This window comes from Kitasatospora sp. NPDC101447 (assembly GCF_044767225.1).
Taxonomy (GTDB): domain Bacteria; phylum Actinomycetota; class Actinomycetes; order Streptomycetales; family Streptomycetaceae; genus Kitasatospora.
The window spans coordinates 21,906-45,286 of sequence record NZ_JBIWNL010000027.1; the positions used below are offsets into that span (position 1 = coordinate 21,906).

Here is a 23,381-nt window from a genome sequence, read left to right on the forward strand (position 1 = left end):
GGCTGCGGTTCTCGGTGTGGTCAGGCGGTTTCCTGCGGTCCGCGGCCCGCGGGTGCGGTCGCGGCGGCGGTGAGGCCGAGCAGCATCACCCAGGCGTCGGGGTCCGACCGGAAGCGGTTCCAGCGGTCCGCGGCGAGGGCGAGTTCGGCCAGGGAGAGGACGCCCCGGGCCACCAGCGGCTCCAGGCGCTGCGGCCCGAGCTGGGGGGCGAAGGCGTCGGTGGGGTGGTCGTCGTTGGTGGTGGCGAAGGGGCGCAGCACGACCTCGTCGAAGCCGGCCGCGCGCAGCAGCCGGGGCAGCCGCCGGCCGATCGACCGGTCGCCGCCGTCGGCGCGCTGGGCGGCCGCCATCTTGGCGTGCACGCCCGCGAGTTCGGGGTACGAGGGCTCGGCCGCGCCCCACAGCGCGGAGTCGACCTCGGTGCAGGCGACCCGCCCGCCGGGTTTCAGCACCCGGCGGGCCTCGGCCAGGACGGCGGCCGGGTCGGGGACGTGCTGCAGGACGTAGCGGAGCAGGACGAAGTCCACGCTCGCGTCAGGCAGCGGCAGGTCGGCGCCGTCGGCGACCAGCAGGGTGACGCCGGGGCCGGCCGCGTGGGCGAGCAGCTCGCCGTCGATGTCGGCGGCGATCAGGGCCGTCCCGGCGGGCAGCGCGGCGCGCAGCCGCCGGGTCACCGCGCCCGGCCCGGCGCCGAGTTCGAGCACGGTGGCGCCGGCGCCGGTCCCGGGCTCGGTGGCGCCGGTGCCGGTCCCGGGCTCGGTGGCGCCGTCCCCCATCCCGAGTTCGCGCAGGATGCGCAGCTCCTCGGGGAAGGAGAGCGCGGCCTGCGCCTCCAGCCGGTCGAGTTCGGCGGCGAGGCCGCCGCCGGTGGTGCGGGCCGGGTCGTAGGACCCGCCGACGGGGCGGACGGCTGTGCTCATCGGGGCCTCGCGATCATCGTCATGCCGTGCTTGGGGCGGAGGGTGACCAGGGCCTCGGGCTCCACGGGGAAGCCCTCGACCAGTTCCAGCCGGACCGACTGCAGCAGCGTGGCGAGCACCAGGACGGCCTCCAGCATCGCGAAGTGCTGTCCGACGCAGATCCGGTCGCCGCCGCCGAACGGCAGGTAGAGGTGGCTGGGGAGGGTGGCGCCGTCGAAGCGGTCCGGGCGGTACGCGTCCGGGGCGTCCCAGTGGTCGGGGTGGCGGTGCAGCACCCACTGGCTGACGCACACCAGGGTGCCGGGCTCGACGTCGTACCCGCCGATGACGTCGTGCTCGACGGCCCGGCGGGAGATCAGCCAGACCGGCGGGTAGAGCCGCATCGCCTCCTGGATGGCCCGGCGGCAGGCCGGCAGGTCCTGGAGGTCGGCTGCGGTCGGCGGGCGGCCGCCGAGGACCCGGTCGACCTCTTCGCGGACCTTGGCGAGCTCCTCGGGGTGGCGGTCGAGCAGGTAGAGCGTCCAGGTCAGGGACTTGGCGGTGGTCTCGTGGCCGGCCATCACGATGGTCAGCACCTGGTCGCGCAGGTCCTCGTCGGAGACCAGGTGGTCGCCGGACATCATGGTGTCCAGCAGGTCGCCGCCGGCGGTGCTGCTGCCGCCCGCGCGGCGGGCGGCGATCAGGGTGCGGGTGACGGTGTTGAGGAACACCCGGGCCCGGCCGAAGTCGGCGAACCGGCGGGCGGTGTCGGCCGGGTCGGGGTCGGGGTTCGGCACGTAGTGGCCGATGCAGCGGTTGACGGCGTCCACCGCGCGGCCGAAGCCCTCGCCGATGCCGTCGATGTCGGCGCCGAGGATGGCGTGGGTCAGGATGCCGAGGGTGAGCGCGGTGAAGTGCTGGTCCACCTCCAGCGGGGCGCCGGACTCGACGGACGGGCGCCAGCGCTCCAGCATGCCGGCGGTGGCGTCGGTGACGATGGTGTCGAAGCTGCGCACCGCGCTCGGGCGGAACGCCGGTGCGGTCAGGTGCCGCTGGCGGGCCCAGTCGGCGCCGTTGCTGGTCAGCAGCCCGTTGCCGAGCAGCGGACGCAGCATGGCGTCGTCCGGGGTGCCCTCCTTGGTGTAGTTGGCGCCGTTGTCCTTGAGCACGTGCTTGGCGTACTCGGGACGGTTGAGCAGGTAGACGGTGTCGCCGTCCGCACGGTGGCGGGTGATGTCGCCGTAGCGGCGGGCCAGGTCGGTGATGAAGTCGAGCGGCGACTCCCTCATCAGCGCCATGTCGACGTCGTCGGCAGGGCCTGGCGGGACGGTGTGCGTAGGCACGGTGCGGACCACCCCCGTGATTCCTCTCGATGCTTACCCGGGACTCCGGAATGCGTACTCGGCTCCGGGATACGTACTCGGCATTTCCCGGTACGTATTCGGATGCGTATTCCGATGCGTATTCTGATACGTATTCATGGGCGTGTGACGGCTGAAATCTACCGCACCTGCCGCATGTGCTCAATACTTAGTCCCGGCACCGGAAATGAGGTCTTGGCGGCCGATTGCGGCCGTGTCATTCTTCATTTGCAGGCGGCGCCGGGAAGGGCCGCCGGCAAACACCGGATACCGAGAAAAGGAAAAGTCACATGGCTTTGGACCAGAGGAAGCGGGCCGAGTTCGTCAACGGCTACACCCGTGCCCTGATCAGCGCCTGGTCGAGCGAGGAGTACGCGGCCCGCCTGCGTACCGACGCCCGCGCCGCCCTCGCCGAGGCCGGCCTGGAGCTCCCGGCCGACGCCGAGATCGTCATCGTCTCGACTGCCGCCGAGGGCGAGCAGGAGGGCAACCTGGAGGTGCAGGTCGAGCTCTTCGAGATCGGTCTGGCGACCGGTCGCTACGAGTTCCACATCCCGGAGACCCCGCAGATCGACACCGCCGAGCTGAGCGAGGGCGACCTGTCGGACATCGCGGCCGGCGGCAACTCCTGCTGCTGCCCGTGCTGCTGCTGCACCTGATCCAGCCGGGAAACCCGCCCGCCGGGCAGAGCGCCCGGCCGGTCGACCTGAGCACCAGGTCGGCCTGAACACCCCACAGAGGAGCGATCCACAGTGGCGACTGCCGTCGGGGAACACCCCGTCTCAGTCCGCGGCCTGCGCAAGAGTTACGGCGACTGGCACGCGGTCCAGGGTCTGGATCTGGACATCCACCAGGGAGAGGTCTTCGCCCTGCTCGGGCCGAACGGCGCGGGCAAGACGACGACCGTCGAAATCCTGGAGGGCGTCCGCCAGCGAACCGGCGGTGACGTGCGGGTCCTCGGCTGTGACCCAGCCGAGGACCGGCGCGAGTGGCGCGCCAGGATCGGGGTCGTCCCGCAGACCACCGGCGCCTACTCGGACCTGACGGTCCGCGAGGTCGTCGAGCACTTCGCGGCGTTCTACCCGAACCCGCTCCCGGTCGGCCAGGTCATCGACATGGTCGGACTGGGCAAGCACGAGAAGAAGCAGAGCGCGGACCTCTCCGGAGGCCAGGCCCGTCGGCTCGACGTCGCGGTGGGCATCGTCGGCGACCCGGACCTGATCTTCCTCGACGAACCCACCACCGGGTTGGACCCGGTGGCTCGCCGGGAGGCCTGGGAGCTGGTCCGCTACTTCTCCGAGCGCGGTCGCACCACCGTGCTCACCACGCACTACCTGGACGAGGCCGAGGCGCTGTGCGAGCGCGCCGCGGTGATCGTCGCCGGCCGGGTGGTCCAGTGCGGGCCGCTGGCCGAGTTCGGCGGCCGTTCGCAGACTCCGACCACGGTCTCCTTCCGGATTCCGCCGGAGCTGGCCGGCCGCACGCTGCCGCCGCTGCCACCCGGGGCCGAACCGGCCCCGGTGGGGGTGGACGGCGTGCTCCGGATCGCCACGCACGCCCCGACCGCGCTGCTCGCGGCGCTGGTCCCGTGGGCGCACCTGGCAGGGGTCGGCGAGCTGCCCGAGCTGCGGGTGCACCGGCCGACCCTGGAGGACGTCTACCTGGACCTCATCCGGGAGCACGCCGACGGTACCGACCGCGGCGCCGACACCAGCCAGAGCATCACCCACGAGGCGGCCGAGCGATGACCCTCACCCAACCCACCGCGACCGCCCCGGCCACCGGGACCGCCGGCGGCACCACGACGCCCCGGCGGGCCGGCCGGATGCCCGGCATCCTGCGGGCCGGCGCGGCCCGCTCCAAGGTCGAGCTGCGGGCGTTCTTCCGGAACAAGCAGTCGCTGGTCTTCACCCTGATGTTCCCGGTGATCCTGCTGGTCGTCTTCGGCTCGATCTTCTCGGGCAAGGTGGCCGGCACCGACACGGACGTCAAGCTGGTGTTCATGGCCGGCATCATCGCCGCCGGCGTGATGAGCACCGCCTTCTCCGGCCTGGCGATCAACATCGCGATCGAGCGGGACACCGGCACCGTCCGGCGGCTCGCGATGACCCCGATGCCCAAGTCCGCCTACTTCGTCGGCAAGCTGGTACGGGTCATCGTCACCACCGCGCTGGAGACCGTGCTGCTGATCGGCATCGCGCTGGCCCTGTTCGGCCTGCCGCTGCCCAGCACCCCGGAGCGCTGGTTCACCCTCGGCTGGGACCTCGCCCTCGGCACCGTCGCCTGCGCGATGGCCGGCGCCGCCTACTCGGCGCTGATCCCCAACAGCCGGTCCGCCGCGGCGATCGTCACCCCGGTCTTCATGGTGCTGCAGTTCATCTCCGGCGTGTTCTTCCCGTTCGGCCAACTGCCCGCCTGGATGCAGACGGTGGCCGCGTTCTTCCCGGTCAAGTGGATGGCCCAGGGCTTCCGGTCGGTGTTCCTGCCGGACTCCTTCACCGTCGTCGAGCCGGCCGGGAACTGGGAACTGGGGCACATCGCGATGGTCCTCACCGCCTGGTCGCTGGCCGGCCTGCTGCTGACCGCCTTCTCCTTCCGCTGGCGCGGACCCCGGGTCCGCTGAGACTTTGGGGGCTGCACCCATGACGACGGCGACGGTGCGACTGCCCGAGCACCTGATCCACCCGTTCGCCCCGGCCGGGCGCGCGAACCCGCACCCGGCGTACCGGTGGCTGAGGGCCAACGACCCGGTGCACTACGACGCCGCGTCCCGGCTCTGGCTGGTCACCGCGCACGCCGACTGCGCGACCGTCCTGCGCGACCCGCGCTTCTCGGCCGCGCAGGGCCAGCGCGAACGCGCCCGCGACGACGCCCTGCCGCCGTCCATGCTCACCACCGACCCGCCCGACCACCACCGGCTCCGGGCCCCGGGGGCGCTGCTCCTGGGGCCGGCCGCCGTCCGCCCGCTCGGCGCGGGCCTCGCCGCCGACGTGGACGCGCTGCTCGACGCCCTTCCCCTCGACCGGCCGGTCGACGCCGTCGCCGACATCGGCCGACGGCTCGCCACCGCCGTCTACGCCCGCCTCTTCGGGCTCCCCGCGGCGGAGTTCACCCGCTTCGAGGCACTCGCCCGGGCCGCCTCCGTCAACCTCGACCCGATGGTGCCGCCCGCCCGCGCCGCCCTCGGCCGCAGCGCCGCCGGCGCACTCACCCACTACCTCGACAGGCACACCGCCCGGGTCGTCCGCGAGGGGGCCGAGCTGCCGCTGACCGCCCTGGCCGCCGACGACCGGCTGAGCCGCGCCGAGATGCTGGGCATCCTCAGCCTGGCCGTCATCGGCGGCTGGCAGCCCCTCGCCGAGTCCATCGGCAACGCCCTGCACCTGCTGCTGCCCGACCGCGCCGCGGTCGCCCGGCTCGCCGGGGCCGACGAGGACCTCGCCCGCCTCGCGGTGGACGAACTGCTCCGGCTGGAGGCACCGATCCCGTTCACCGCCCGGGTCACCACCGACCGGGTCGAGCTGAACGGCGGCGTCCTGCCGCCCGGCGCCCGGGTCCTCGCCGTGCTCACCGCCGCCAACCGCGACCCGGACGTCTTCGCCGACCCGGACGGACTCCGCCTGGACCGCAGCCCCAACCCGCACCTCGGCTTCGGCGGCGGCCCGCACTTCTGCCTCGCCGCCCCGCTGGTCCGGCAGACCGCGGCCCTGCTGCTGCCCCGGCTGCTCCGCCGCTTCCCCGCCCTGCGCGGCCCGGCCGGCCCCCCGGACTGGGACCTCTGCCTGGTGCCGCGCCGCCTGCGGGCCTTCCCGGTCGACCTCGGGGGTGAACGGTGAGCGCGTACGACGTCATCGTGGTGGGCGCCGGCCCGTCCGGCCTGAACTGCGCCCGGCTGCTGCAGCGGGCCGGGCGGCGCGTCGTGGTGTACGAGGCCAGGGAGCGCGTCGGCGGCCGGATCCACACCTTCCACCCCGCCGACGGCGGCCCGCCGCTGGAGCTCGGCGCCCAGGTGGTGCACGGGGACCGCAACCCGGTGCACGAGCTGGTCGGCCCCGGCGGCACCACCGCCGTACCGCGCCGGGTCAGCGCCCGGATCGTCGAGGACGGCGCCAACCGCGAGATGGGCGCGCTCAGCCGGGGCCGCCGCGCGCCCTGGCAGCTGGAGGCCATGCTGCAGCGCGCGCCCGGCATCACCGGCCTGTCCGTCGGCACCTGGCTGCGCGCCCAGGGCAGCACCGGCCCGGAGGCCGCGGCCGCCACCGAGTGGTTCCGGCAGAACTGGGCGGCCGACCCGGACGGGCTGAGCGCCGCCGCCGTCGCCGAGGCACACCGCCGGGACGACGTCGGCGAGGGCGAGTTCGCCGTCGACGGCGGCTTCGCCCGGCTGCCGGAGCGGCTGGCCGAGGACCTGGCGGTGCGGCTCGGCGAGCCCGTCCGGGAGCTGGCGCACGAACCCGGGCGGGTCACCGTACGGACCGACGCCGGGACGGCCGCCGCCCGCGCCCTCGTGCTCACCGTCCCGCCGGCGGCGCTCGGCGGGATCGCCGGGCTGCCCGCCGACAAGCGCGCGGCCGCCGGCCGGCTCCCCGCCGGGGACGGCTGCTGCGCCGTGGCCACGCTCGACCGGCCCGCGCCCGACACGGTGATCGTCTTCGACGTGGACGGCCGCACCGGCTTCGTCCGCTGCACCGCCGGCCGCCCCGAAGCCCTGGTCGTCGCCAAGGCGGACGCCGCCGCCGAGCTGCGCGCGGCCGTCGCCGACCCCGCGGCCCTGGCCGCCCTGCTGGCCACCGCCCTGCCCTGGACCTCCGGCGCCGCCGTCACGGACCTCGCCGTCGCCGACTGGGGCCGGGACCCGTACGCCGCCGGGGCGTTCACCGCACCCCGGGCCGGGCTGGAGGACGCCGCCCGGGAGTGGGCGGAGCCGGTGGACGGCACGCTCTTCTTCGCCGGCGAGGCGACCGTCTCCGGCGAGCGGCTGCCCTGGGTGCAGGGCGCCCTGGCGAGCGGGGAACGGGCCGCCGAACAGGTCCTCAAGGCACTGGCAACCCGATGAACGTGAGTCCGATGACTGTGCACCACGGCTGGTACCTGCTGGCCTTCCTCACCGAACTGACCGACGAGATCACCCCGTTGGCCGTCGGCCCGCACCGCCTGATCGCCGTCCGCGAGGGGGAGCGGGTGCGCGTCCTGGACGCCTCCTGCCCACACCGCGGCGCCCACCTGGGCCACGGCGGGCGGCGCGAGGGCGACTGCCTGGTCTGCCCCTTCCACGGCAAGCGGATCGCCCTCGGCGACCCGTCCAAGCACTGGTCGGTCGCCGAACACCGGGTGCTGACCTGGGGCGACGCGCTGTTCGTCCGGCTCTCCGACGACCCGGACGGCGACCGCGGCTTCGAGCGGGCGGTGAAGGGCTGGGAGGACGAGTACCCGCTGGTCGCCGCCGTCAGCCTGCCCGTCGCGGTGCCGTCCGAGTACGTGGTCGAGAACGCCTTCGACCCCGACCACTTCAAGGCCGTGCACGGCGTCCCCGGCACCCGCGGGATGACCGCGCGCGACGGCGGGAGCGGCGAACTGGTCATCGAGGGCGAGTTCCTGATGCAGACCTCGCCCTGGCAGGACGCCCGCACGCTGGAGGAGATCCGCTGGGAGGCGGTCCGCACCGGCCGGGTGCGGTGGGACTTCAAGCCGCGCTTCCACGCCCAGGCGTTCAGCCCCAACGTGGTGGTCACCGAGTTCGGCCCCGAGGCGGAACGGCAGGTGATCGTCACCGGCTCGGTGCCCACCGAGGACGGCGGCTGCGTCGCCCGGGTCGCCATCGGCGTGCGCGAGAACCAGCGGGCCGCGCTGCCGGCCCTGCTCGGCGGCAGCGAGAAGGCGCTCGCCGAGGACAAGGTGGTCTGGGAGCACCTGGACCACGCGATGACGCCGCGCTACGACGCCCGCGACGAGCCGGTGCTCGCCTTCCGCCGGTTCTGCGCCGACTTCTCCGGAGGCCGCGATGCCTGAGGGCCCGAACCTGCACCTGCACCGCCACGGTGACGGCCCGGCCGTGCTGTGGCTCCACGGCTACACCATGGACTCCACCACCTGGCAGCCCCTGTGGGACCGCCTCCCCGGCTGGACCCACATCGGCGTCGACCTTCCCGGTCACGGCGGCTCCGCCCCGCTCACCCCGGGCCTGACGCTCCCGGCCCTGGCCGGGCAGCTGGCCGAGGTCGCGAAGGAGACCGGCGCCCGGCGGCTCGTCGGGCTCTCCTTCGGCTCGCTGTCGGCCATCCAACTGGCCCTCCAGGAACCGTCGTTGCTGGACCGCCTGGTCCTCGCCGCACCCACCCTGGCCGGCACCCCCAACGAGGACTCCGCGAGGGTCCGCTACCGGCAGCTGACGATGCTCCACCGCTTCGCCGGGCCCGGCGAACAGCTGGCCGACCTCTGGATGCAGTCCCCGCCGGACATCTTCACCGGCACCGAGCGGCACCCCGCCCTGCGCGCCGCGCTGCGCTCGGTGGTCGTGCGTCACAGCTGGGCCGAACTCGGCAACCGCGCCATGGACGCCCTCACCGCCCACCGGCACACCGCGGACGACCTGCGCCGCATCGCCGCCCGCACGCTGGTCGTGCTCGGCGACGAGGACATGCCCGCCTTCACCCGCAACGCCGAGCTGCTGCGCGACACCGTCCCGCACTGCCGGCTGGAGACGCTGACCGAGACCGGCCACCTCCCCCTCCTCGAACGCCCGGAGGAGTGCGCCCCGCTGCTCGCCGCCCACCTCGCCTGAGGAGGGCACCCCCAACGGCCCGCTCCCCGTGCGCAGGGAGCGGGCCGAAGGTGCAGTTCGGAAGCCCGACCGGCCACCGTGTCGCGGGGTCAGCTCTTCTTCGTCTCCCAGTCGATGTCATCGCCGTCGATGTACTTGCCCTTGTGGCCGTCGGGCTCAAGGATCTTGTAGAAGTACTTGGCTTTGCCGGTGAGTCCGGCCCCGACCCAGCGCTTCTCGTCCGCTTCCCAGTCGTAGTTGCCGTTGAAGCCACCGTCGGTGGCGATCTTCGTTCCGTCTTCGATCCACAGATCTCCGTTGTGGTTGAAGATCGTGTAGTCCTTGGTCACAAAGACCCGGGCCTTCTGCTTGGTCTTCGCCATGGCGGCGGATCCCTCCTGAGGTTCGGAGCAGGTCGAGCAAGGCGTTACCCGGCAAGCACGCTAGGCATGCGAACATTCACCCTCTGGTGTGCGATCCGTCGATCCGCTTGACGCTTCCGGCCCACTGGCGCGCACCCGGGCGAGAGGCGTCGTGCCCGTAGTGCGCCGCTGATCGACGCGTGCAACCCGTTCGCCGGGGCGGGAGTACTCATGGGTGGAGAGGCGCCGCTCCTTCCGTTCATCCCTTGCGCGATCCAGGAGGAACCATGACCCAGGCACGGACCACGAAGCTCGCCGCTGCCGCTGCGGCCGCCATGGCGCTGGCGGGCCTCGCCCTGAGCACGTCCGCCGGCGCCGCGTCCGCCCCGGCGGCCGCCGATCCGCTTGCCCCGGCGATCGCCACCGCGACGGCCACGGCCACGGCCGCCGCCGCACCCGTCACCAACACCGACCCCACCGCCGCACCCGTCACCCCGGCGGCGGCCACCGAGCCGCGGGCGGCGACCGTGGGCAGCGGTGTGGTGGACGGCACCGCCTGGTCGGTGACGCTGACCTACTACCCGACCACCCCCGCCGACTACGCACCCGGCGTGAAGACCCGCGCCGGCCTGGTGTGCCTGCGGACCGTCCTCGACGGTCGGGCGAACAGCCGCTACGGCGACTGCGCGGGCGTCAAGGGCCCCACCGACCAGAGCCCCCGCGGCATGTACGGCGAGCGGACCCTCCCCAACGGCGCGCGCCTGTTCATCGCCCAGCCCGCCGCGGCGGTCGTCGGCGCCACGATGACCTTCGGCAACGCCGCCCCCACCGCGGTCACCACCGTCACCGTCCCCGGCACCGACTTCACCGCCTACGCCGTCCCCGTCCCCGCCGCGTCCCACATGAGCGCCCTCGACGAGTACGACGCCCAGCACAAGACCGTCGGCCACCAGGACTTCTGACCCCCTCACCGACCCGAAGGACGCCCATTTCCGTGCGCAGCGGCCAAGAGCGAGCAGGCAAGGACGAGCGAGCAGGCGAGGACGCCGGCTTCAGCGCGTTCGTGGTGGCCCGTTGGGGGGCACTGGTGCAGACCGCCTATCTGCTCACCGGTGACTTCCACGAGGCCGAGGACTTGGTGCAGACCACCCTCGCGAAGGCGTATCCGCACTGGCGGCGGATCGACCCGGACACCGCCGCGAGCTATCTGCGACGCGCACTGGTGAACAACAACCGCAGCCGGCACCGGCGGCGGAGGGTCAGCCAGCTGCTGACACCCTTCCTGCCGGACACCCCGGCGCCCGCTGCCACCCACGCCGGCGAGGACCGCGACCTGCTGGTCGCGGCCCTCGCCGGGCTGCCCGAACGCCAGCGGGCCGTGGTGGTACTGCGCTACTGGGAGGACCTGAGCCTGGAGCAGGTCGCCGACGAACTCGGGTGCAGCGTCGGCACGGTGAAGAGCCAGGCGTCCCGTGCGCTGGCCAGGCTGCGCTCCGACCCCACCCTGCTCGACCACGCCGCCGACCTCCTGGGAGCGACCCCATGACCGATCGACTCCACGAGGCCCTGGCCCGTTCGGCCGGGCGGGTCACCCCGTCGCCCGCGCCGGTCGCCGAGATCCTGCGGTCGGGCCGGGCCCGCCGTACCCGCCGCCGCCGCGTGCTGACCGGCGTCGCGGCCGCCGCCGTCGTGGCCGGTGTCGCGGTCGGTGCCAGGGCCGGTCTCCTCGCGCTCCTCCCGGACGTGCCGGACCCGGCAGGGCCCCCGCGGGTCCAGTTCGCCGCCGCACCGCCGCCGCCGGTCGAGGGCGAGCTGTCGCAGACCGTGGGCAGCGGCGTGGTGGACGGTGCCACCTGGTCGGTGACGTTGACCTACTACCCGACCGTCCCCGCCGACTACGCGCCCGGAGAGAAGACGCCCGCCGGCCTGGTGTGCCTGCGGACCGTCTTCGACGGCCGGGCCGACAGCCCCTACGGGGCCTGCGCGGGCGTCAAGGGCCCCACCGACCAGAGCCCCCGCGGCATGTACGGCGAGCGGACCCTCCCCAACGGCGCGCGCCTGTTCATCGCCCAGCCCGCCGCGGCGGTCGTCGGCGCCACGATGACCTTCGGCAACGCCGCCCCCACCACGGTCACCGCCGTCACCGTCCCCGGCACCGACTTCACCGCCTACGCCGTCGCCGTCCCCGCCGCGTCCCGGATGAGCGCCCTCGACGAGTACGACGCCCAGCACAAGGCCGTCGGCCACCAGAACCTGTGAGGTGGTGTTCGGTACCGGACGTCGCACGCGTGCGGCCCGCCCCCTCCTCGGAGGGGGCGGGCCGCGTCGGCATCGGTGCGACTACTGGTGCAGGTAGGTGTCGGTGAAGCTGGTGCCGCCGGAGCTCAGCGCGCTGGTGCGGGCCTCGTAGGTGCCGTTCGCGCTGGGGTCGAGCGCGACCGGGCCGTAGGAGCCGAGGGACTTGCCGTTGACGGTGGCCGACGTGAAGCTCAGGGTCCCGAACTTGGGGTACGAGCCGGTCGGCGACTCGATGATCACCTCGGCGCTGGTCCGCTGCGCGGAGAGGGTCTTGGTGGTGGTGTAGGTCCAGCCCCGCGTGGAGTCGGTCAGCTTGAGGGTGTACTTGTTGCTGCCGGCGTACGTCACCGAGGCGCTGATGGAGTCACCGGCCGACACCGGGTACGAGCCGGTGCTCAGGTACACCGGGGCCGCCGGGTACATCTCGTACCAGGCCTGGTTCACCGGGCTGCCGCTGGAGCAGTCCGTCGCCACGCCGGTCTGCTCCACGCTGGAGGAGCCGTACCCGTCGATGCCGACCCAGGGCGCGTACAGGTCGTTGGTGGAGTTGCAGGTCGCGCGCGGCTCGGTCCAGGTCGCCGACACCGAGGTGAACCCGCTGCCCTGGGCGGCGTAACCGCCCCAGTTGTAGCCGTTGGTGTTGTAGCTCAGCGGGCGGAACGACAGCGCCTGCGCGGCCGTGGCGGTGGCCGGCGCCGCGGGGGCGGCGAGGGCGGCCGCGGCCGCGACGGCGGCGAGGCGTATCCGGAAGTTGCGCATGCTTGCTCCTTCGTGGGGGACGGGCAGGCGACTCACACGCCGGCCCCGGCCGTGGGGGCGACCGGGGGAGGGGCGGCAGTTCAGGGTTGCCGACCTGTCATGAGCCGGGCAAGGGGAGCGGCACGAAGGTTGATGAAGTAATTGCCTTGTAGGGACCAGGACTTGACGATTCGGCCCGGCCCCCGAGTCGCCCCTGCCGCAACCCGCATGCGAACGGCCCACCGCCGGGGTGGCGGTGGGCCGTTGCGGATGGTGCGGGCCAGGCAGGCCTCAGACGAGGGTCCAGATCTGGTTGGTCTTGCCGGTGCACGGCCACAGCTCCAGCTGGGTGCCGTCGGGCGCGGGGACGGCGCCGCCGATCACGTCCAGGCAGAGGCCCGACTGGCCGCCGACGAACGAACCGTCGGGCTGGTGGGCCCACTGCTGGTTGTTGCCGCCGTTGCACGTGTAGAGGATGACCGGGGTGCCGGCCGCGGTCTTGCGACCGGAGGCGTCCACGCACTTGCCGTACACGCGCAGCGTGCCGTCCGTCCCCACCGTCAGGGCCTCGCCGGCGGAGCCGTCACAGTCCCGGACCTCCAGGCGCGTCAGGTTGCCCTGGGCCGGGGCGTTGGCGCAGCGGCCGCTCGCCCTCGACACCAGGCCGTGGGCCGTGGTGCCGCCGCCCAGGGCGCCGGGGGAGAACCAGGCGTTGCCGCCGCCCAGGGCCCACACCGAGACGTCGTTGATGCCGAGGTCGGTCGCGATCTTGAGCTTGGCGTCCAGCGCGGCCTGGTCGACGTAGTCGTAGAAGCGGCCGCCCGAGCTCCAGCGGATCTCGCCCGAGGCCGGGTCGCGCCGCTGGGCGACGACCGCCGGGTCCTCGGAGTAGCCCGGGGCCTTCTTCATGTCGGCGATCGTCTGGTTGCCGGCGATCTTTCGGCACTGGTCGCTCGCCGTGTACGCCTCGGAGGGCAGGCCCGCGACGAACCGCGAGCGCTGGTCCGCCGGGATCTGCGCCAGCGCGCCCGACAGCAGGTCGCGCATCCAGTCGAACTGCGCGTACGGCAGGCAGGTGGCGCCGGCCGGGGACTGGTACTCCTGGTCGTACGCCATCATCACGACCTGGTCGGCGCCGAGCGCCAGCACCTTGCCGTAGTCGAACTTGGTGGTGGTGTCCGGCGGCCCCTCCACCTGGAGCCTGAGGCCGCGCGCGTGCAGCCCGTCGGCCAGCGCCCGCAGGAAGGCGTTGTAGTTCGAGGCGTCCTTGTCGCTCCACGCCCAGTAGTTCTCGAAGTCGATGTCGACGCCGTTGAAGCCGATCTTCTGGGTGAAGTCGGCGAGCGTCTGCACGGCCGCGGCGGTCTTCGCCGGGTCACCGGTGAGCTTGCGCTCGGACTCCAGGTCCGCCAGCGAGACCGTCATTTACTGCTGCGCGGAGTGCGCCTTCACATCGGCCGCGTTCGCGGCGCTGTAGCCGTTGCAGGCGTAGTCCGGGTCGGACGCCGACAGCAGGGCGGCGCTGCCGGTGGCGTCGATGGTGTAGTACTCCGGCTTCAGCACGCCCTGGGCGAGCCGCCCGTCGGCGTACTCCGAGGGCGCGCTGCACACGGCGGACCCCGCGGGCCCCGGGTACACCCACTGCTGGACCTTGACGGCGGAAGCCGGGGCGCCGGCGGCCGGCGAGGGGGCGGCCTCCGGGCCCGCGGCGCGGGCGGACATCGCGAGGGCGGATCCGGCCAGCACCGCGAGCGCGGTCGCAGCGATCGGGACCCGTCGCCGGGCGAGAGCCGCGCGCACTCCCGGGCCTCCGTGCCTCGCGTGGTTGGTGTTCCTGCTCATGACATCGAACTCCGTCGCGCCGAAGGACGGCCGACCGCGGACGCGGCGCCACCTCGGACACGGTCGGAGCTGCGAGCGGGGTTCACCGACCCCGGGTCGGACCTCGGTGGTGAACTCGACCTCACCGATGCGCCGTGAAGCCTCACCAAGGCACGAGGAGTGGGGGGGGGGGGGGCCCGCCCCCCCCCCCCCCCCCCCACTCCTCTCGCCTCCCGCCTCCCGCCTCCCGCCTCCCGCCCCCGCCCCCTCGTGCCGTCCGCCCGCGGCTCCCTACCATGACCGGTACGCGAACGGCCCGCTCCCTGTATGCAGGGAGCGGGCCGTCTCGGTGCGCTGTCTCAGTCCGTTCGCATCGATGCGGTTCCCCGAACAGGTCGACCTGAGAAGGTGTGGAGGCCGGTGCTGCAGGTGCTCACGGCGGATCTGCTGTGAGGGTCGGCCACCGTGGCCGGATGCGGGTTCGCCACGCGTGTCGGCAACTCATGCGGTCGGCTGGGCAGGCTGGTTGCAGGTGTCACGAACAGTTGCCGCCATTGCGGGAAGCGGCCGTTCAGTGCGACCAGAACGGGTCCTCGTACCGGGGGATGATGTCGAGGTTGCCGTTGGGCAGGGTCGGCTCGGGGACGTAGGTGCCGAAGGGGTCGCGGTCGCGGATGACGGGGATGGGGCCGACGGTGGCCTGGAAAGTGATGTTGCCCGCGGCTCCGAAAAGCATGCACACGCTGTGCCCGGTGGGCGTGGTGGCGAACATGGCAGGCTGATTCGGGTTGACGGCGGTGATTCGGTACCCGCAGGCCTGCCATCCGCGTTCGGCGACGCCCAGCAGCGGGCCGTACTTGGCGGGGTCGACCACGGTCATGATGTACCGGTCGCGGGTGGCGACCGCGTGGCCCAGGGAGTGGTTGTCCGGGCCCGCGGTCTGCTCGGTTGAGCGCGGCCAGCCGTCCCAGTAGCGCAGCGGCGGCCGAATGGCGGACATCGCCTCGTTGAGGAGTGCGTCGAGTTCCTGGACGGCCTGTTCGGGGGTCATGCGGAGCCTTTGGAGGATGGGGGAGCAGGGCTGTGGGCCGCTGGGCCTGGAGCAGGCCAGTGGCCGAGTTGGCCGGAGCAGCCCGGACAGTTCGGGGTTATCAGTGTGACCAGAATGGGTCCTCGTACTTGGGGAGGATGTCGGGATCGCCGTTGGTCGTGACCGGTACGGGGGTGGGAGTGCCGAACGGATCGTGGTCGCGGATGACAGGGATGCGGTACACGGACGCGCTGATGGAGATGTTGCCGTGCGTGTAGATGGTGATGCTGACGCTGTTTCCGTCCGAGGTTCGGGCGGCGAGGGAGGGCAGGGCGATTCCGGCGGGTGTGGCGACCGTGTAGCCCTTGGCTCTCCAACCCTTCTCGACCATGCCTAGCAGGGTGGTGTACTTGGCCGGGTCGATCTTGGTCATGATGTAGCGGTCGCGGGAGGCCGTGGCGTAACCGAGGGAGTGGTCGTCAATCCCTCCTGCCTGTTCCGTGGAGGTCGGCCAGGCGTCCCAGTACTGCAGGCGGGGCTGGACCTGGCCGAGGGAGTCGTCGAGCAGGGTGTCGAGGGTGTGCAGGGCTTGCTCGGGCGGTACCAGCGAGGTGGACGGCAAGGGTCGGTAGGAGTCGACGTTGGCCTTGACCACGCTGCAGGACGTCAAAGCGAGTGCGAGCGCGACCGGTACGGCGGCGTTGGACAGGCGTCGTGACAGCGGCTTGCTCATGGGTGTGGTCATCGCTGCTCCTGTCTGGTGACGTTGCTGTAGTTGCCCGCCACGATCTGGCCGATGTTGTTGGCGGAGATTGCGGGGTCGCCCGGCTGGGCATCTGGGTTGGGTTTCTCCATGTAGAGGGAGTGGGCGGAGCGTATGTCTCCGTCCGGGACGGCGAAGCGGTTGGCGCCGAACTCTTTGCTGGCCGGGTCCTGGCCGTGCCAGAGCCGGTTGGGAGGGGTGTGTTCCTGCCAATAGTCGTCTACGGGTGGGGCGAACGGTCCCGTAACGGCCATGGCGACTCGGTCCAAGGGCGGCGCGTGGGTCACTGGGTCGTTATCCGCCTCGCCGACCCACACGTGGCTGGGATCGATGTTCAGTTCCGAGGCCTTGTGGGCGCCGGTGCCGGGGGAGCCGACGAGGATGATGTCGTCGGCGCCGGTGCCGCCCGACATTTGTGCACCCAAGCCCACCGTGGTGGTGCCGTAGCTGTGGGCCAGGGCGACCAGGTGTGCACGCGGCCCGTCGTGTGTGGCGCGCAGGCCTGCCATGAACTTGTCGTAGGCGGCGCCGCCCTTCTCGGCACGGTCTGTGTCCGCTACTTCCAGTGGACGGGTGTCGCCCTCCAGCACCTTCATTGCGTCGGGTGGCGGGTCGTAGCCGAGCCAAACCATCGACGCGACCGACGCGTTGGCGTCGGCGATACGCGCGGCGGTGTACACGTTCAGGGCGCGGTCGCCGTCCTTGTTGGCGACATCCGTGAGCTTGGTGGCCATCCCGGGTACGTAGGCGCTGACGTTCGTAGCGGTGTCGGGGTTGCCGTAGGAAAGGATGCCGCGACCCTGGCCCTCCTCGCTGACGCCGAGCAGGAACACGGGCGGAGGTTGGTCCTTGCGTTCCTTCAGCTTCTTGTCGATCGCGAGGAAGCCGTCCAGCTTCTGCCTCTCGTCGTCCGTCAGGTCGGGCTTCTGCTGGTACTTGGTGATGAGATTGGCGAGATTCAGCTGGTTGGCCTGGTTCCGGGCCGCGGCCGGGATGCCGTCGCGCATGCCCAGCAGGTCAGGATGGGCTTTGATGAGTCGCTGCTGCTCTTCGGGCGTCAGGCCCTTCCACCATCCGTTGACGTCGGCGGGCGAGGCGCCGGCGGGCGGGAAGCCGGCGGCCATCAGGTCGACACCTTGCTGCGTGACGGCCTTCAGGTCTGCGGCGGCCTTGTCGGCCTCCAACCCGGTGCCGTTGCGGGCGCGTTCGGTCAGGGCGTTCAGAAGCCCTGCGATCTTCTGGTCGGCGTTGCCGGCCTCGGTGACGGCCTCGGATATCCGGTTCGCCAGTGCTTTCGCCTGCTCGGGGACGTTGTACCCCGGGTCGTTCCTCTCCGTTTTGGACGGCGCGGGCCAGGACACCGTCCCGTCATCGGCGACGGTCAGCCCCAGGTTCTGGGCCTCCTGCAGCGCTACCTTCAACTTGGACTGGGCGAGCAGGAAGCTCTCGGAGGCCTCGCGCAGCAGCCCGGAGACCGCCGACATCTCGGTGTGGGCAGCGTCCAGACGGTTGCTGGTGCGCTGCAGCGAGGCGTTGGCGGCACCGGCGGCGTTGCCGACCCAGTTCGCGTTGTAGACGTGCTTGAGGACCTCCTGCTGCATGATCTGCACGTGCTTGCTGAAGTTGCTGGAGAGGGTGTCGTAGGCGGTTGCCGCCGGGATCAAGCCGGACAGCTCGGTGTCTCGCAGTTGGGCGAGGGTGACCATCAGCGCGCCCCCTGCGGGGACAGCCCGGAAGGCTTCAGGCTTGTGGCGCCGTTCTTGTCCGCGTTGCGGTAGTCGGTGGCGGTCTGGCTTAGCTTCAGGGCAACTCCGTCAACCTCGGATGCGAGCTTGTTCAGTAGTTCCTCCCACGCCGCGGTGCAGTTCTGCAGAGAGGCGCCGACCTGCCAGCCCGACAGCGCGGAGACCACAGCGTCGGAGGGTTGGTGGATCGCCTTGAGTTCGCCAGGCATCGCCTCACCGCTCTCCTTGGCGGCCTTGGCAGCCAGGTCCAGATCCGCGGGATTGACCCCGAACGTCGCTCCGAGCGGCGGCGTGGCCGCCGGGACGGCGTAGGCCCCGCCTGTCCCGTCCGAGCCTGCGTACGCATTCATGGATGTTCGTCCCCCCAACCAGTGACCTGCGCCGCGCCTGCTTGCCAGCCGTGAGTGGTCGTGTACGCATGAATCGTACGTGTGACCACTTATTCGCGCACAGTGAACGTAGCAGACTCGTTTCGCTCCGTGGGGGTGCTTGGCGCGCACCTGCCGGTCACCGTTGGGGCACCAGCCCCCGCCATCCCAACTCCGAGAGTGCTCGGGCCGAACTCGACCTCACCGATGCGCCGTGACGCCCCACCAGGGCAAGAGGAGTGGGAAGTCGGCCGATCCGACTTCCCACTCCTTCACAGTCGATGCGCCCGGCGCGCCGGCTCAGGTCACCCGGCGCTGAGGGCATGCGGCAGGCCCCGGCCACTGCCCCGCCCCCCGCCCGCGGCGCCCTACCACGACCGGTATGCGAACGGCCCGCTCCCTGCACGCAGGGAGCGGGCCGTTTTGGTGTGTTGTCTCAGATGTGCTCAGGGCGACCGGATGGCATAGGTGGTGAATCCGGCGTGCTCACCGGTCGGTTCGAACCCCGCCTTGAGGAGGACGCGGCCGGAAGCCGGGTTCTGCGGGTGGTGTTTGGCGCGGATCGCGGACAGCCCGAGATGGCCGAAGCCCAGGGCGACGAGCCCGCGTACTGCTTCGGTGGCGAGCCCCTTCCCCCAGGCATCCGGACGCAGGACGTAGCCGGCGGAGGCGAAGGAGCGGTCGAGGTGGAGCTTGGCGATCCCGAGCAGATCGCCGTCGACATCGAGGCCCAGGGTGTAGATCATGCGCGGGGATCGAGCGGCGGAGGCCGCAGCGTCGTGAGCGGCGCTTCGGGCTTCCGCGGCGTCCATCGGCCCGCGGCCGAGGAACCTCGTCGATTCCGGGCTGTAGATGCTCTGGAGGGCTACGGCGTCGTCCGGGGTCAGCTCGCGTAGCCGGACCATGCGTCCACCGCTTGTACGAGGTCGGCCAGTTCGACGGCGCTCGGCCGGTCGTCGGGCCCGGCCAGCAGGACGTCCCGCAGCCGGGCCTGAAGCGTGGGCCAGGGCGTCGAGGCGGCGAGCGGGACGGCCCGGGTCGCGATGGCCTTGCGGATCTCCGCGACGGGCGTGCCCCGCCCGAGTCCGGCGGCCTCGTAGTCCAGCGGCCATGTGCCTGTGACGCAGGTCCACAGGGTGCCGGCGAGGGCATGGACGTCGGCCGTCTGTGTCGTGTCGACGGGCTGGGGGCCGGTGATGATGGCGGCAGCCAACTCCGGGGCGGTGAGGTGGATCATCGTGCCGTCGAATGCGGTCCACGGGGTGCTGCCGAGCCGTCGGGACCAGGCGAAGTCGAGGAGGCGCACCGTTCCGTCCGCGCCGTGGATTCCGTGCTGGGGCTGAAGGTCGCCGTGTACCCACCCCTCGGCGTGGAGGCCGGCAACGGCGCGGCACAGCTCCACTGCCGCTTCAAGGGCGTCACCCCGCCCGCCGTCGCCCTTGCGTACCGGGCGGAAGACCTCCCAGGTGGACGGTCCGGCCAGCCACGGGGTGACGTACCAGACGCCGTCGTCGAAGCGGCCGGCGGTCACGGTGTAGCCGGGGAGCTGGTCCAGGACGGAGGCTTCGCGCGCGGTCACCTCGGCGGCCTCACCGGTGCCGAGCTTGATGCTCGCGACGCCTCGCGGCCCGGTGGCCTTCCAGACTGCGGAGCCTCGCCGGTTGCTGATCTCCGCCAGCTCCAGCGGCCCACACATGGATCGCGCGGCCTTCAGCGCTTCGTCGGCCGCGGGAGTGAACTCGCCCATTCTCTTACTGCCTTCCACTCGCACGGGATGTGCTCGGAGACGACCCGCAGAATCAACCCGAGAGCGGCTCGCTCCCTGCGCGCAGGGAGCGAGCCGTTTTGGTGTGCCGGTCAGCCGAAGGGCAGTACCTGGGTGCTGCCGCCGGCGAGGATGTGCTCGTACTCGTTCTCGCCGCGGAGCGAGCGGTAGTTGATCACCGGATCGCCCGCTCGCACGAGGGCGGTCGCACAGCCCAGGCACCAGGGCTGGGGCGGCTGTACGTCGAGATCCTCGATCGCCGCAGGAGCGGAGCACTGCGTGCAGGTCGACATCGGGTCCTCCCCGGGGTCGGGGTCGTGGAAGGGACAGGGCGGGGACGGTTCGAGCGGGGGGTGCGTCAGACGGTAGCGCCGAAGCGATCGGGATCGATGCTCGCCACACCCAACACGCGGATGGTGAAGGCCAGTTGTAGGCGGCAAGGTCGGTCGGGATCTCGATCTCGCACAGGGCGTTCGCGGTGTTGTCCTCCTGTTCGATGTCGCGCTCAGCGCACGGGATGGTTCGCTGCCCGGACGCGGGTCAGCAGGTCAGCCCGCCGCTGCCGCTCCTCGGAGGTCAGGGGAGCTGCGGTGTGCTCCTCCGGCGTGAGGACCGGCCGAGAGGGCGCCAGGCACTCCCCGTCAGCCAGGTGCTGTGCGTGCGTTCGGACGAGCATCCGGCCGATGGTGGGGTACTCGTCGGTCGGGTAGCGCGCCTTCGCATCGACGAAGAACGCACATCCCGGGCATTCGCCGTCGGCCATGAGATCAGCTCCCCGCGCCTGATGAGATGTCGTCAGCAGGACGGTAAGGAGCCAAGGGCCGTGCAGTCGACGAAGTTGCACCCGGTTGCACCGGTTCACCCGAGCGAGTCGATGGCTTTCGTGATGCAGGTCCGTGCCGTCGCGCCCCGGACGGCGAGCTTCGCCAGCTCGGCGAAGGCCCGGTGATACGTGCTGATCTCGCTCGGAGTGGAGATGTTGATCTCGGCAGTGAGGGTCTCCACGGCGACCAGCTCGTCATCGAAGGCGTAGAACGCTTCGAGCGGCCACACTGTACGGCGCACGCCCCGCGGGATGATCCCGAAGGACACGTTCGGCTGAGCCATGACCGACAACAGGCGTCCCAGCTGGGCGGCCATGGCCGCGTTGTCCGCCACTCGGTAGTACAGGACTGCTTCCTCGACCAGGATCGCGAACCGCCGGCCGGCGTTCTGGACCACGCTCGATCGTTCGGTCCTGGCTCGAACGGCCTGGTCGACATCATCAGGCGTTCCTTGGAAGTCGGTGATCGACCGAAGGAGCCCTGTTGCGTACCCGGTTGTCTGAAGCATTCCCGGCACGACGTTGGATGCGTAGACCCGGAAGCTCCGGGTTCGTTGGTACAACGGGAGGGTCTTCTCGTGGATCCGGCGCATGCCGTCGCGGTGGATCTGCCGCCACTGCACGTACATCGAGTCGGCGGAACGTGAAGCCGAGATGAGGTCCGAGGCCTGGTCCTCGGATCCGCAGGCGGCGCACCAGGCACGGATGTCCGCATCCGAAGGCGCGGTCAGACCGCGCGCGATCCGCGATGACTTCGACTTGTGCCACCCGCACCGGCCGGCCAGTTCATCCCCGGTGAGCCCCGCGTCCTTCTTCATCGCGTCCAGGCGTGCGGCGATCTCTGCGCGTGCGGCCTTCGCACTGGACAGTGGAGAGGTGGGCATGAACCGGCCGATCGACTTCCGGCGCAGGCGCTAGACGGCGAACTTCTGGTGCGGGACCCCGGCGTCCCACACGGCCTCGAAGGCCGAGGCGCAAAGCGCCACCACCGCCGGGTCTTCGGTCTGATCGGTGTGGACCCACCGGCCGTCGCCGTCGAAGACGTTGAACTGGACGACCCGGCCGTCGAAGATCCAGCAGTCGTTCCCTGGGAGGGCGATTCCCGACGCACCACGCCTGGGGAGCCACCGAATCTCTTCACCCGCCGCGACATTGGTGAAGGTCCCGGAATGTTCGAAGCGGATGTACTCGCTCACCGGCTCCGAGACGACCCGGGCGCGACGAATCGCGACGCCCTTGCGGGTGACTTCCTGCACCAGGTCCAGCCACGGCCGCCACCACGACTCCCGGTTCTCGGGGTCGAGCCTCTTGCCCTGACGCCATGCGGTGAACCCGTCGGTCTCGTTCTCGACCGCGTACCAGTCCCGCATCTCCAGGTGCAGCGCGGAGTGCTGCGCGGATCGGATCAGATCGGCGAAGCTAGAGAGCGTCTGCGCCACGAACGGCCTCCCTGAGAAGCGGGATCATGCGTTTGGGGATCCGGACCACGGCCTCGTGCTCCGGAATGGGGCCGGCTTTCCGGCACTCGGCCTCCGTTGCCAGATCTGCCTTCCAGCCTTGGATCACCAGCTCCCCGCGCTCCTCGTCGAGGCATACGGACGGGCATCCGTGATCGCCCGACTCCGGGTCCTTGCCGAGGAATCGTAGCTCCATGACCACCTCCGCTGATGCGTCTGTTGCGCTCAGTTGTGACGACCTTGAACTCGGCCCGCTGACGCCGTCAACGGCGTATCGGCGCACGGGCGGCACGGGGGTCACTTCCCTGAGCTCTGTCGGGGGTGCCCGCGAGGCCCTCGCCATGGGTGGGCGAGGGCCTCCGCGTGGGTCAGTGCTGCTTGTTCTACGGGGTCCACGCCTTGTGGCGGTCCAGGTCGCGGAGGAGGTGGAGGAGGTTGAGCATGGTGCTGACCGGGGCGTTGCCGAAGTCGACGAGGATGCGCCCGTCGAGGGTGGACCCGCCGGGCGAGGCGGAGCCCCAGAGGAGTCCGTACGGCATTCCGCGCCTGTGCAGTTCGCCGAGGAGGGCCGTGATCTGCGGCCCGCTGTAGTCGCGCATCCGCGGGTCGTCCGGGGCGACGGGTTCGCGGGTCACGCGACCGAGTCCAGCTCGTACCAGACGCTCTTGCCGCGCTTCTGGGGGTCGACGCCCCAGCGGTGGGTGAGGCCCTCCACCAGCTGGAGGCCGCGGCCGGTCTCGGCGAACTCGGCCGCGCTCCGCTGCTGGGGGACGGCGTCGGACTCGTCGGAGACGGTGACGCGGAGGGTGTGCCCGAGGAGGGAGAACCAGACGACGGGCGCCGTGGTGTCGCCGTGGCGCCACGCGTTGACGAGGAGCTCCATCAGGGCGAGTTCGGCGTTGAAGATGGTCTCGGGGTGCCAGCCGTTGCGGGTCAGGACGTCCCGCAGGGCCTGCCGGCTGAGCGTGAGCGAGGGGGTGTTACGGGTGCACACGGGAACCTCCGTGAGGCTGTGGTGTGGGAGAGGTGACGACGGGCGTCGCCGTGAGCCAGGCCAGGCCGGAGCAGGGCTGGTTGCTCTTCGGTGCCGGGGCAGCAGGCGCCTACTGCCCGGGGTGCAGGCATTACTGACGATCCGTCGGATCGAGCTGGGAATGACGATAGCGCGCACCGCCACAGATTTGTGGCGGT

29 protein-coding genes are annotated in these 23,381 nt (G+C 71.7%); 10 read left to right on the forward strand and 19 right to left on the reverse strand.

The window, feature by feature from the left end; all coding sequences use genetic code 11:
* Positions 1-20: 20 nt before the first annotated feature.
* Positions 21-920, reverse strand: coding sequence for a class I SAM-dependent methyltransferase (locus ACIRST_RS29855; protein WP_402805817.1), 900 nt, complete (start codon positions 918-920; stop codon positions 21-23).
* A complete protein-coding gene (locus ACIRST_RS29860) occupies positions 917-2,197 on the reverse strand; it encodes a cytochrome P450 (protein ID WP_402805820.1) in 1,281 nt (426 codons plus the stop codon). Before ACIRST_RS29860 ends, ACIRST_RS29855 begins: the two co-directional genes overlap by 4 nt.
* Positions 2,198-2,550: 353 nt before the next feature.
* Here ACIRST_RS29860 and ACIRST_RS29865 point away from each other — a divergent pair, with 353 nt between their 5' ends.
* From ACIRST_RS29865 to ACIRST_RS29895, 7 genes are all read left to right on the forward strand, one after another.
* Complete coding sequence (locus ACIRST_RS29865) at positions 2,551-2,919, forward strand: hypothetical protein (RefSeq protein WP_350526397.1); 369 nt, start codon at positions 2,551-2,553, stop codon at positions 2,917-2,919.
* A gap of 93 nt (positions 2,920-3,012) precedes the next feature.
* Positions 3,013-4,008, forward strand: coding sequence for an ABC transporter ATP-binding protein (locus tag ACIRST_RS29870; RefSeq protein WP_402805822.1), 996 nt, complete (start codon positions 3,013-3,015; stop codon positions 4,006-4,008).
* Complete coding sequence (locus ACIRST_RS29875; protein ID WP_350526399.1) at positions 4,005-4,883, forward strand: ABC transporter permease; 879 nt, start codon at positions 4,005-4,007, stop codon at positions 4,881-4,883. The genes ACIRST_RS29870 and ACIRST_RS29875 overlap by 4 nt, the downstream gene beginning before the upstream one ends.
* Positions 4,884-4,902: 19 nt before the next feature.
* Positions 4,903-6,096, forward strand: a complete 1,194-nt coding sequence (locus ACIRST_RS29880; RefSeq protein ID WP_402805824.1) for a cytochrome P450 — start codon at positions 4,903-4,905, stop codon at positions 6,094-6,096.
* Positions 6,093-7,316 carry a flavin monoamine oxidase family protein gene (locus tag ACIRST_RS29885; protein WP_402805827.1) on the forward strand — a complete coding sequence of 408 codons (1,224 nt, stop codon included), beginning with the start codon at positions 6,093-6,095 and terminating at the stop codon, positions 7,314-7,316. Before ACIRST_RS29880 ends, ACIRST_RS29885 begins: the two co-directional genes overlap by 4 nt.
* Positions 7,317-7,327: 11 nt before the next feature.
* The gene (locus tag ACIRST_RS29890; protein WP_402805829.1) at positions 7,328-8,269 is read left to right on the forward strand and encodes a Rieske 2Fe-2S domain-containing protein; all 942 of its coding nucleotides are present in this window, start codon (positions 7,328-7,330) and stop codon (positions 8,267-8,269) included.
* Entirely contained in the window at positions 8,262-9,041 is a 780-nt protein-coding gene (locus ACIRST_RS29895; RefSeq protein ID WP_402805831.1) for an alpha/beta fold hydrolase, read from the forward strand. Before ACIRST_RS29890 ends, ACIRST_RS29895 begins: the two co-directional genes overlap by 8 nt.
* A gap of 89 nt (positions 9,042-9,130) precedes the next feature.
* On the opposite strand, the gene ACIRST_RS29900 is transcribed toward ACIRST_RS29895, so the two are convergent.
* Positions 9,131-9,403, reverse strand: a complete 273-nt coding sequence (locus tag ACIRST_RS29900) for a hypothetical protein (RefSeq protein WP_350526404.1) — start codon at positions 9,401-9,403, stop codon at positions 9,131-9,133.
* A gap of 266 nt (positions 9,404-9,669) precedes the next feature.
* On the opposite strand from ACIRST_RS29900, the gene ACIRST_RS29905 reads away from it, so the two are divergent.
* From ACIRST_RS29905 to ACIRST_RS29915, 3 genes are read left to right on the forward strand one after another with little or no spacing between them, the layout of a single operon-like run.
* Positions 9,670-10,344: a hypothetical protein gene (locus ACIRST_RS29905; RefSeq protein ID WP_402805833.1), complete on the forward strand. Its 675-nt coding sequence runs from the start codon at positions 9,670-9,672 to the stop codon at positions 10,342-10,344.
* Between the two features lie 32 nt (positions 10,345-10,376).
* The gene (locus ACIRST_RS29910; RefSeq protein WP_350526406.1) at positions 10,377-10,928 is read left to right on the forward strand and encodes a SigE family RNA polymerase sigma factor; all 552 of its coding nucleotides are present in this window, start codon (positions 10,377-10,379) and stop codon (positions 10,926-10,928) included.
* Entirely contained in the window at positions 10,925-11,641 is a 717-nt protein-coding gene (locus ACIRST_RS29915) for a hypothetical protein (protein WP_402805835.1), read from the forward strand. Before ACIRST_RS29910 ends, ACIRST_RS29915 begins: the two co-directional genes overlap by 4 nt.
* Before the next feature lie 81 nt (positions 11,642-11,722).
* On the opposite strand, the gene ACIRST_RS29920 is transcribed toward ACIRST_RS29915, so the two are convergent.
* From ACIRST_RS29920 to ACIRST_RS29995, 16 genes are all read right to left on the reverse strand, one after another.
* Positions 11,723-12,439 carry a G1 family glutamic endopeptidase gene (locus ACIRST_RS29920; protein WP_350526408.1) on the reverse strand — a complete coding sequence of 239 codons (717 nt, stop codon included), beginning with the start codon at positions 12,437-12,439 and terminating at the stop codon, positions 11,723-11,725.
* A gap of 270 nt (positions 12,440-12,709) precedes the next feature.
* Positions 12,710-13,843 (reverse strand): ricin-type beta-trefoil lectin domain protein, encoded by a 1,134-nt coding sequence (locus ACIRST_RS29925; RefSeq protein ID WP_402805838.1) that lies wholly within the window; start codon positions 13,841-13,843, stop codon positions 12,710-12,712.
* A complete protein-coding gene (locus ACIRST_RS29930) occupies positions 13,844-14,260 on the reverse strand; it encodes a hypothetical protein (RefSeq protein WP_402805841.1) in 417 nt (138 codons plus the stop codon).
* A gap of 550 nt (positions 14,261-14,810) precedes the next feature.
* Entirely contained in the window at positions 14,811-15,290 is a 480-nt protein-coding gene (locus tag ACIRST_RS29935) for a hypothetical protein (protein ID WP_402805844.1), read from the reverse strand.
* 100 nt (positions 15,291-15,390) lie between these two features.
* Entirely contained in the window at positions 15,391-16,014 is a 624-nt protein-coding gene (locus ACIRST_RS29940) for a hypothetical protein (RefSeq protein ID WP_402805847.1), read from the reverse strand.
* The gene (locus tag ACIRST_RS29945; RefSeq protein WP_402805849.1) at positions 16,011-17,738 is read right to left on the reverse strand and encodes an alpha/beta hydrolase; all 1,728 of its coding nucleotides are present in this window, start codon (positions 17,736-17,738) and stop codon (positions 16,011-16,013) included. The genes ACIRST_RS29940 and ACIRST_RS29945 overlap by 4 nt, the downstream gene beginning before the upstream one ends.
* Positions 17,738-18,127 (reverse strand): hypothetical protein, encoded by a 390-nt coding sequence (locus ACIRST_RS29950; RefSeq protein ID WP_402805852.1) that lies wholly within the window; start codon positions 18,125-18,127, stop codon positions 17,738-17,740. Before ACIRST_RS29950 ends, ACIRST_RS29945 begins: the two co-directional genes overlap by 1 nt.
* 464 nt (positions 18,128-18,591) lie before the next feature.
* Positions 18,592-19,050 (reverse strand): GNAT family N-acetyltransferase, encoded by a 459-nt coding sequence (locus ACIRST_RS29955; protein ID WP_402805854.1) that lies wholly within the window; start codon positions 19,048-19,050, stop codon positions 18,592-18,594.
* Positions 19,029-19,892 (reverse strand): hypothetical protein, encoded by an 864-nt coding sequence (locus tag ACIRST_RS29960; RefSeq protein ID WP_402805856.1) that lies wholly within the window; start codon positions 19,890-19,892, stop codon positions 19,029-19,031. Before ACIRST_RS29960 ends, ACIRST_RS29955 begins: the two co-directional genes overlap by 22 nt.
* Before the next feature lie 110 nt (positions 19,893-20,002).
* Positions 20,003-20,203 carry a hypothetical protein gene (locus ACIRST_RS29965; RefSeq protein ID WP_402805859.1) on the reverse strand — a complete coding sequence of 67 codons (201 nt, stop codon included), beginning with the start codon at positions 20,201-20,203 and terminating at the stop codon, positions 20,003-20,005.
* A 212-nt stretch (positions 20,204-20,415) separates the two neighbouring features.
* Positions 20,416-20,673 (reverse strand): hypothetical protein, encoded by a 258-nt coding sequence (locus ACIRST_RS29970; RefSeq protein WP_402805861.1) that lies wholly within the window; start codon positions 20,671-20,673, stop codon positions 20,416-20,418.
* Between the two features lie 95 nt (positions 20,674-20,768).
* The gene (locus tag ACIRST_RS29975; protein ID WP_402805863.1) at positions 20,769-21,617 is read right to left on the reverse strand and encodes a helix-turn-helix domain-containing protein; all 849 of its coding nucleotides are present in this window, start codon (positions 21,615-21,617) and stop codon (positions 20,769-20,771) included.
* A gap of 30 nt (positions 21,618-21,647) precedes the next feature.
* Positions 21,648-22,172, reverse strand: coding sequence for a DUF6879 family protein (locus ACIRST_RS29980; RefSeq protein ID WP_350525429.1), 525 nt, complete (start codon positions 22,170-22,172; stop codon positions 21,648-21,650).
* Entirely contained in the window at positions 22,153-22,386 is a 234-nt protein-coding gene (locus tag ACIRST_RS29985) for a hypothetical protein (protein WP_402805868.1), read from the reverse strand. Before ACIRST_RS29985 ends, ACIRST_RS29980 begins: the two co-directional genes overlap by 20 nt.
* 187 nt (positions 22,387-22,573) lie before the next feature.
* The gene (locus tag ACIRST_RS29990) at positions 22,574-22,825 is read right to left on the reverse strand and encodes a hypothetical protein (RefSeq protein ID WP_402805871.1); all 252 of its coding nucleotides are present in this window, start codon (positions 22,823-22,825) and stop codon (positions 22,574-22,576) included.
* Positions 22,822-23,184, reverse strand: coding sequence for an ATP-binding protein (locus ACIRST_RS29995; RefSeq protein ID WP_402805874.1), 363 nt, complete (start codon positions 23,182-23,184; stop codon positions 22,822-22,824). The genes ACIRST_RS29990 and ACIRST_RS29995 overlap by 4 nt, the downstream gene beginning before the upstream one ends.
* Between the last annotated feature and the right edge of the window lie 197 nt (positions 23,185-23,381).

Coding starts and splice junctions, on each gene's coding strand:
- ACIRST_RS29855 (WP_402805817.1), bottom strand. CDS start 920: ATGAGCACAGCCGTCCGCCCCGTCGGCGGGTCCTACGACCCGGCCCGC.
- ACIRST_RS29860 (WP_402805820.1), bottom strand. CDS start 2,197: ATGGCGCTGATGAGGGAGTCGCCGCTCGACTTCATCACCGACCTGGCC.
- ACIRST_RS29865 (WP_350526397.1), top strand. CDS start 2,551: ATGGCTTTGGACCAGAGGAAGCGGGCCGAGTTCGTCAACGGCTACACC.
- ACIRST_RS29875 (WP_350526399.1), top strand. CDS start 4,005: ATGACCCTCACCCAACCCACCGCGACCGCCCCGGCCACCGGGACCGCC.
- ACIRST_RS29880 (WP_402805824.1), top strand. CDS start 4,903: ATGACGACGGCGACGGTGCGACTGCCCGAGCACCTGATCCACCCGTTC.
- ACIRST_RS29890 (WP_402805829.1), top strand. CDS start 7,328: ATGACTGTGCACCACGGCTGGTACCTGCTGGCCTTCCTCACCGAACTG.
- ACIRST_RS29895 (WP_402805831.1), top strand. CDS start 8,262: ATGCCTGAGGGCCCGAACCTGCACCTGCACCGCCACGGTGACGGCCCG.
- ACIRST_RS29900 (WP_350526404.1), bottom strand. CDS start 9,403: ATGGCGAAGACCAAGCAGAAGGCCCGGGTCTTTGTGACCAAGGACTAC.
- ACIRST_RS29905 (WP_402805833.1), top strand. CDS start 9,670: ATGACCCAGGCACGGACCACGAAGCTCGCCGCTGCCGCTGCGGCCGCC.
- ACIRST_RS29915 (WP_402805835.1), top strand. CDS start 10,925: ATGACCGATCGACTCCACGAGGCCCTGGCCCGTTCGGCCGGGCGGGTC.
- ACIRST_RS29920 (WP_350526408.1), bottom strand. CDS start 12,439: ATGCGCAACTTCCGGATACGCCTCGCCGCCGTCGCGGCCGCGGCCGCC.
- ACIRST_RS29925 (WP_402805838.1), bottom strand. CDS start 13,843: ATGACGGTCTCGCTGGCGGACCTGGAGTCCGAGCGCAAGCTCACCGGT.
- ACIRST_RS29930 (WP_402805841.1), bottom strand. CDS start 14,260: ATGAGCAGGAACACCAACCACGCGAGGCACGGAGGCCCGGGAGTGCGC.
- ACIRST_RS29935 (WP_402805844.1), bottom strand. CDS start 15,290: ATGACCCCCGAACAGGCCGTCCAGGAACTCGACGCACTCCTCAACGAG.
- ACIRST_RS29940 (WP_402805847.1), bottom strand. CDS start 16,014: ATGACCACACCCATGAGCAAGCCGCTGTCACGACGCCTGTCCAACGCC.
- ACIRST_RS29945 (WP_402805849.1), bottom strand. CDS start 17,738: ATGGTCACCCTCGCCCAACTGCGAGACACCGAGCTGTCCGGCTTGATC.
- ACIRST_RS29950 (WP_402805852.1), bottom strand. CDS start 18,127: ATGAATGCGTACGCAGGCTCGGACGGGACAGGCGGGGCCTACGCCGTC.
- ACIRST_RS29955 (WP_402805854.1), bottom strand. CDS start 19,050: ATGGTCCGGCTACGCGAGCTGACCCCGGACGACGCCGTAGCCCTCCAG.
- ACIRST_RS29960 (WP_402805856.1), bottom strand. CDS start 19,892: ATGGGCGAGTTCACTCCCGCGGCCGACGAAGCGCTGAAGGCCGCGCGA.
- ACIRST_RS29965 (WP_402805859.1), bottom strand. CDS start 20,203: ATGTCGACCTGCACGCAGTGCTCCGCTCCTGCGGCGATCGAGGATCTC.
- ACIRST_RS29970 (WP_402805861.1), bottom strand. CDS start 20,673: ATGGCCGACGGCGAATGCCCGGGATGTGCGTTCTTCGTCGATGCGAAG.
- ACIRST_RS29975 (WP_402805863.1), bottom strand. CDS start 21,617: ATGCCCACCTCTCCACTGTCCAGTGCGAAGGCCGCACGCGCAGAGATC.
- ACIRST_RS29985 (WP_402805868.1), bottom strand. CDS start 22,386: ATGGAGCTACGATTCCTCGGCAAGGACCCGGAGTCGGGCGATCACGGA.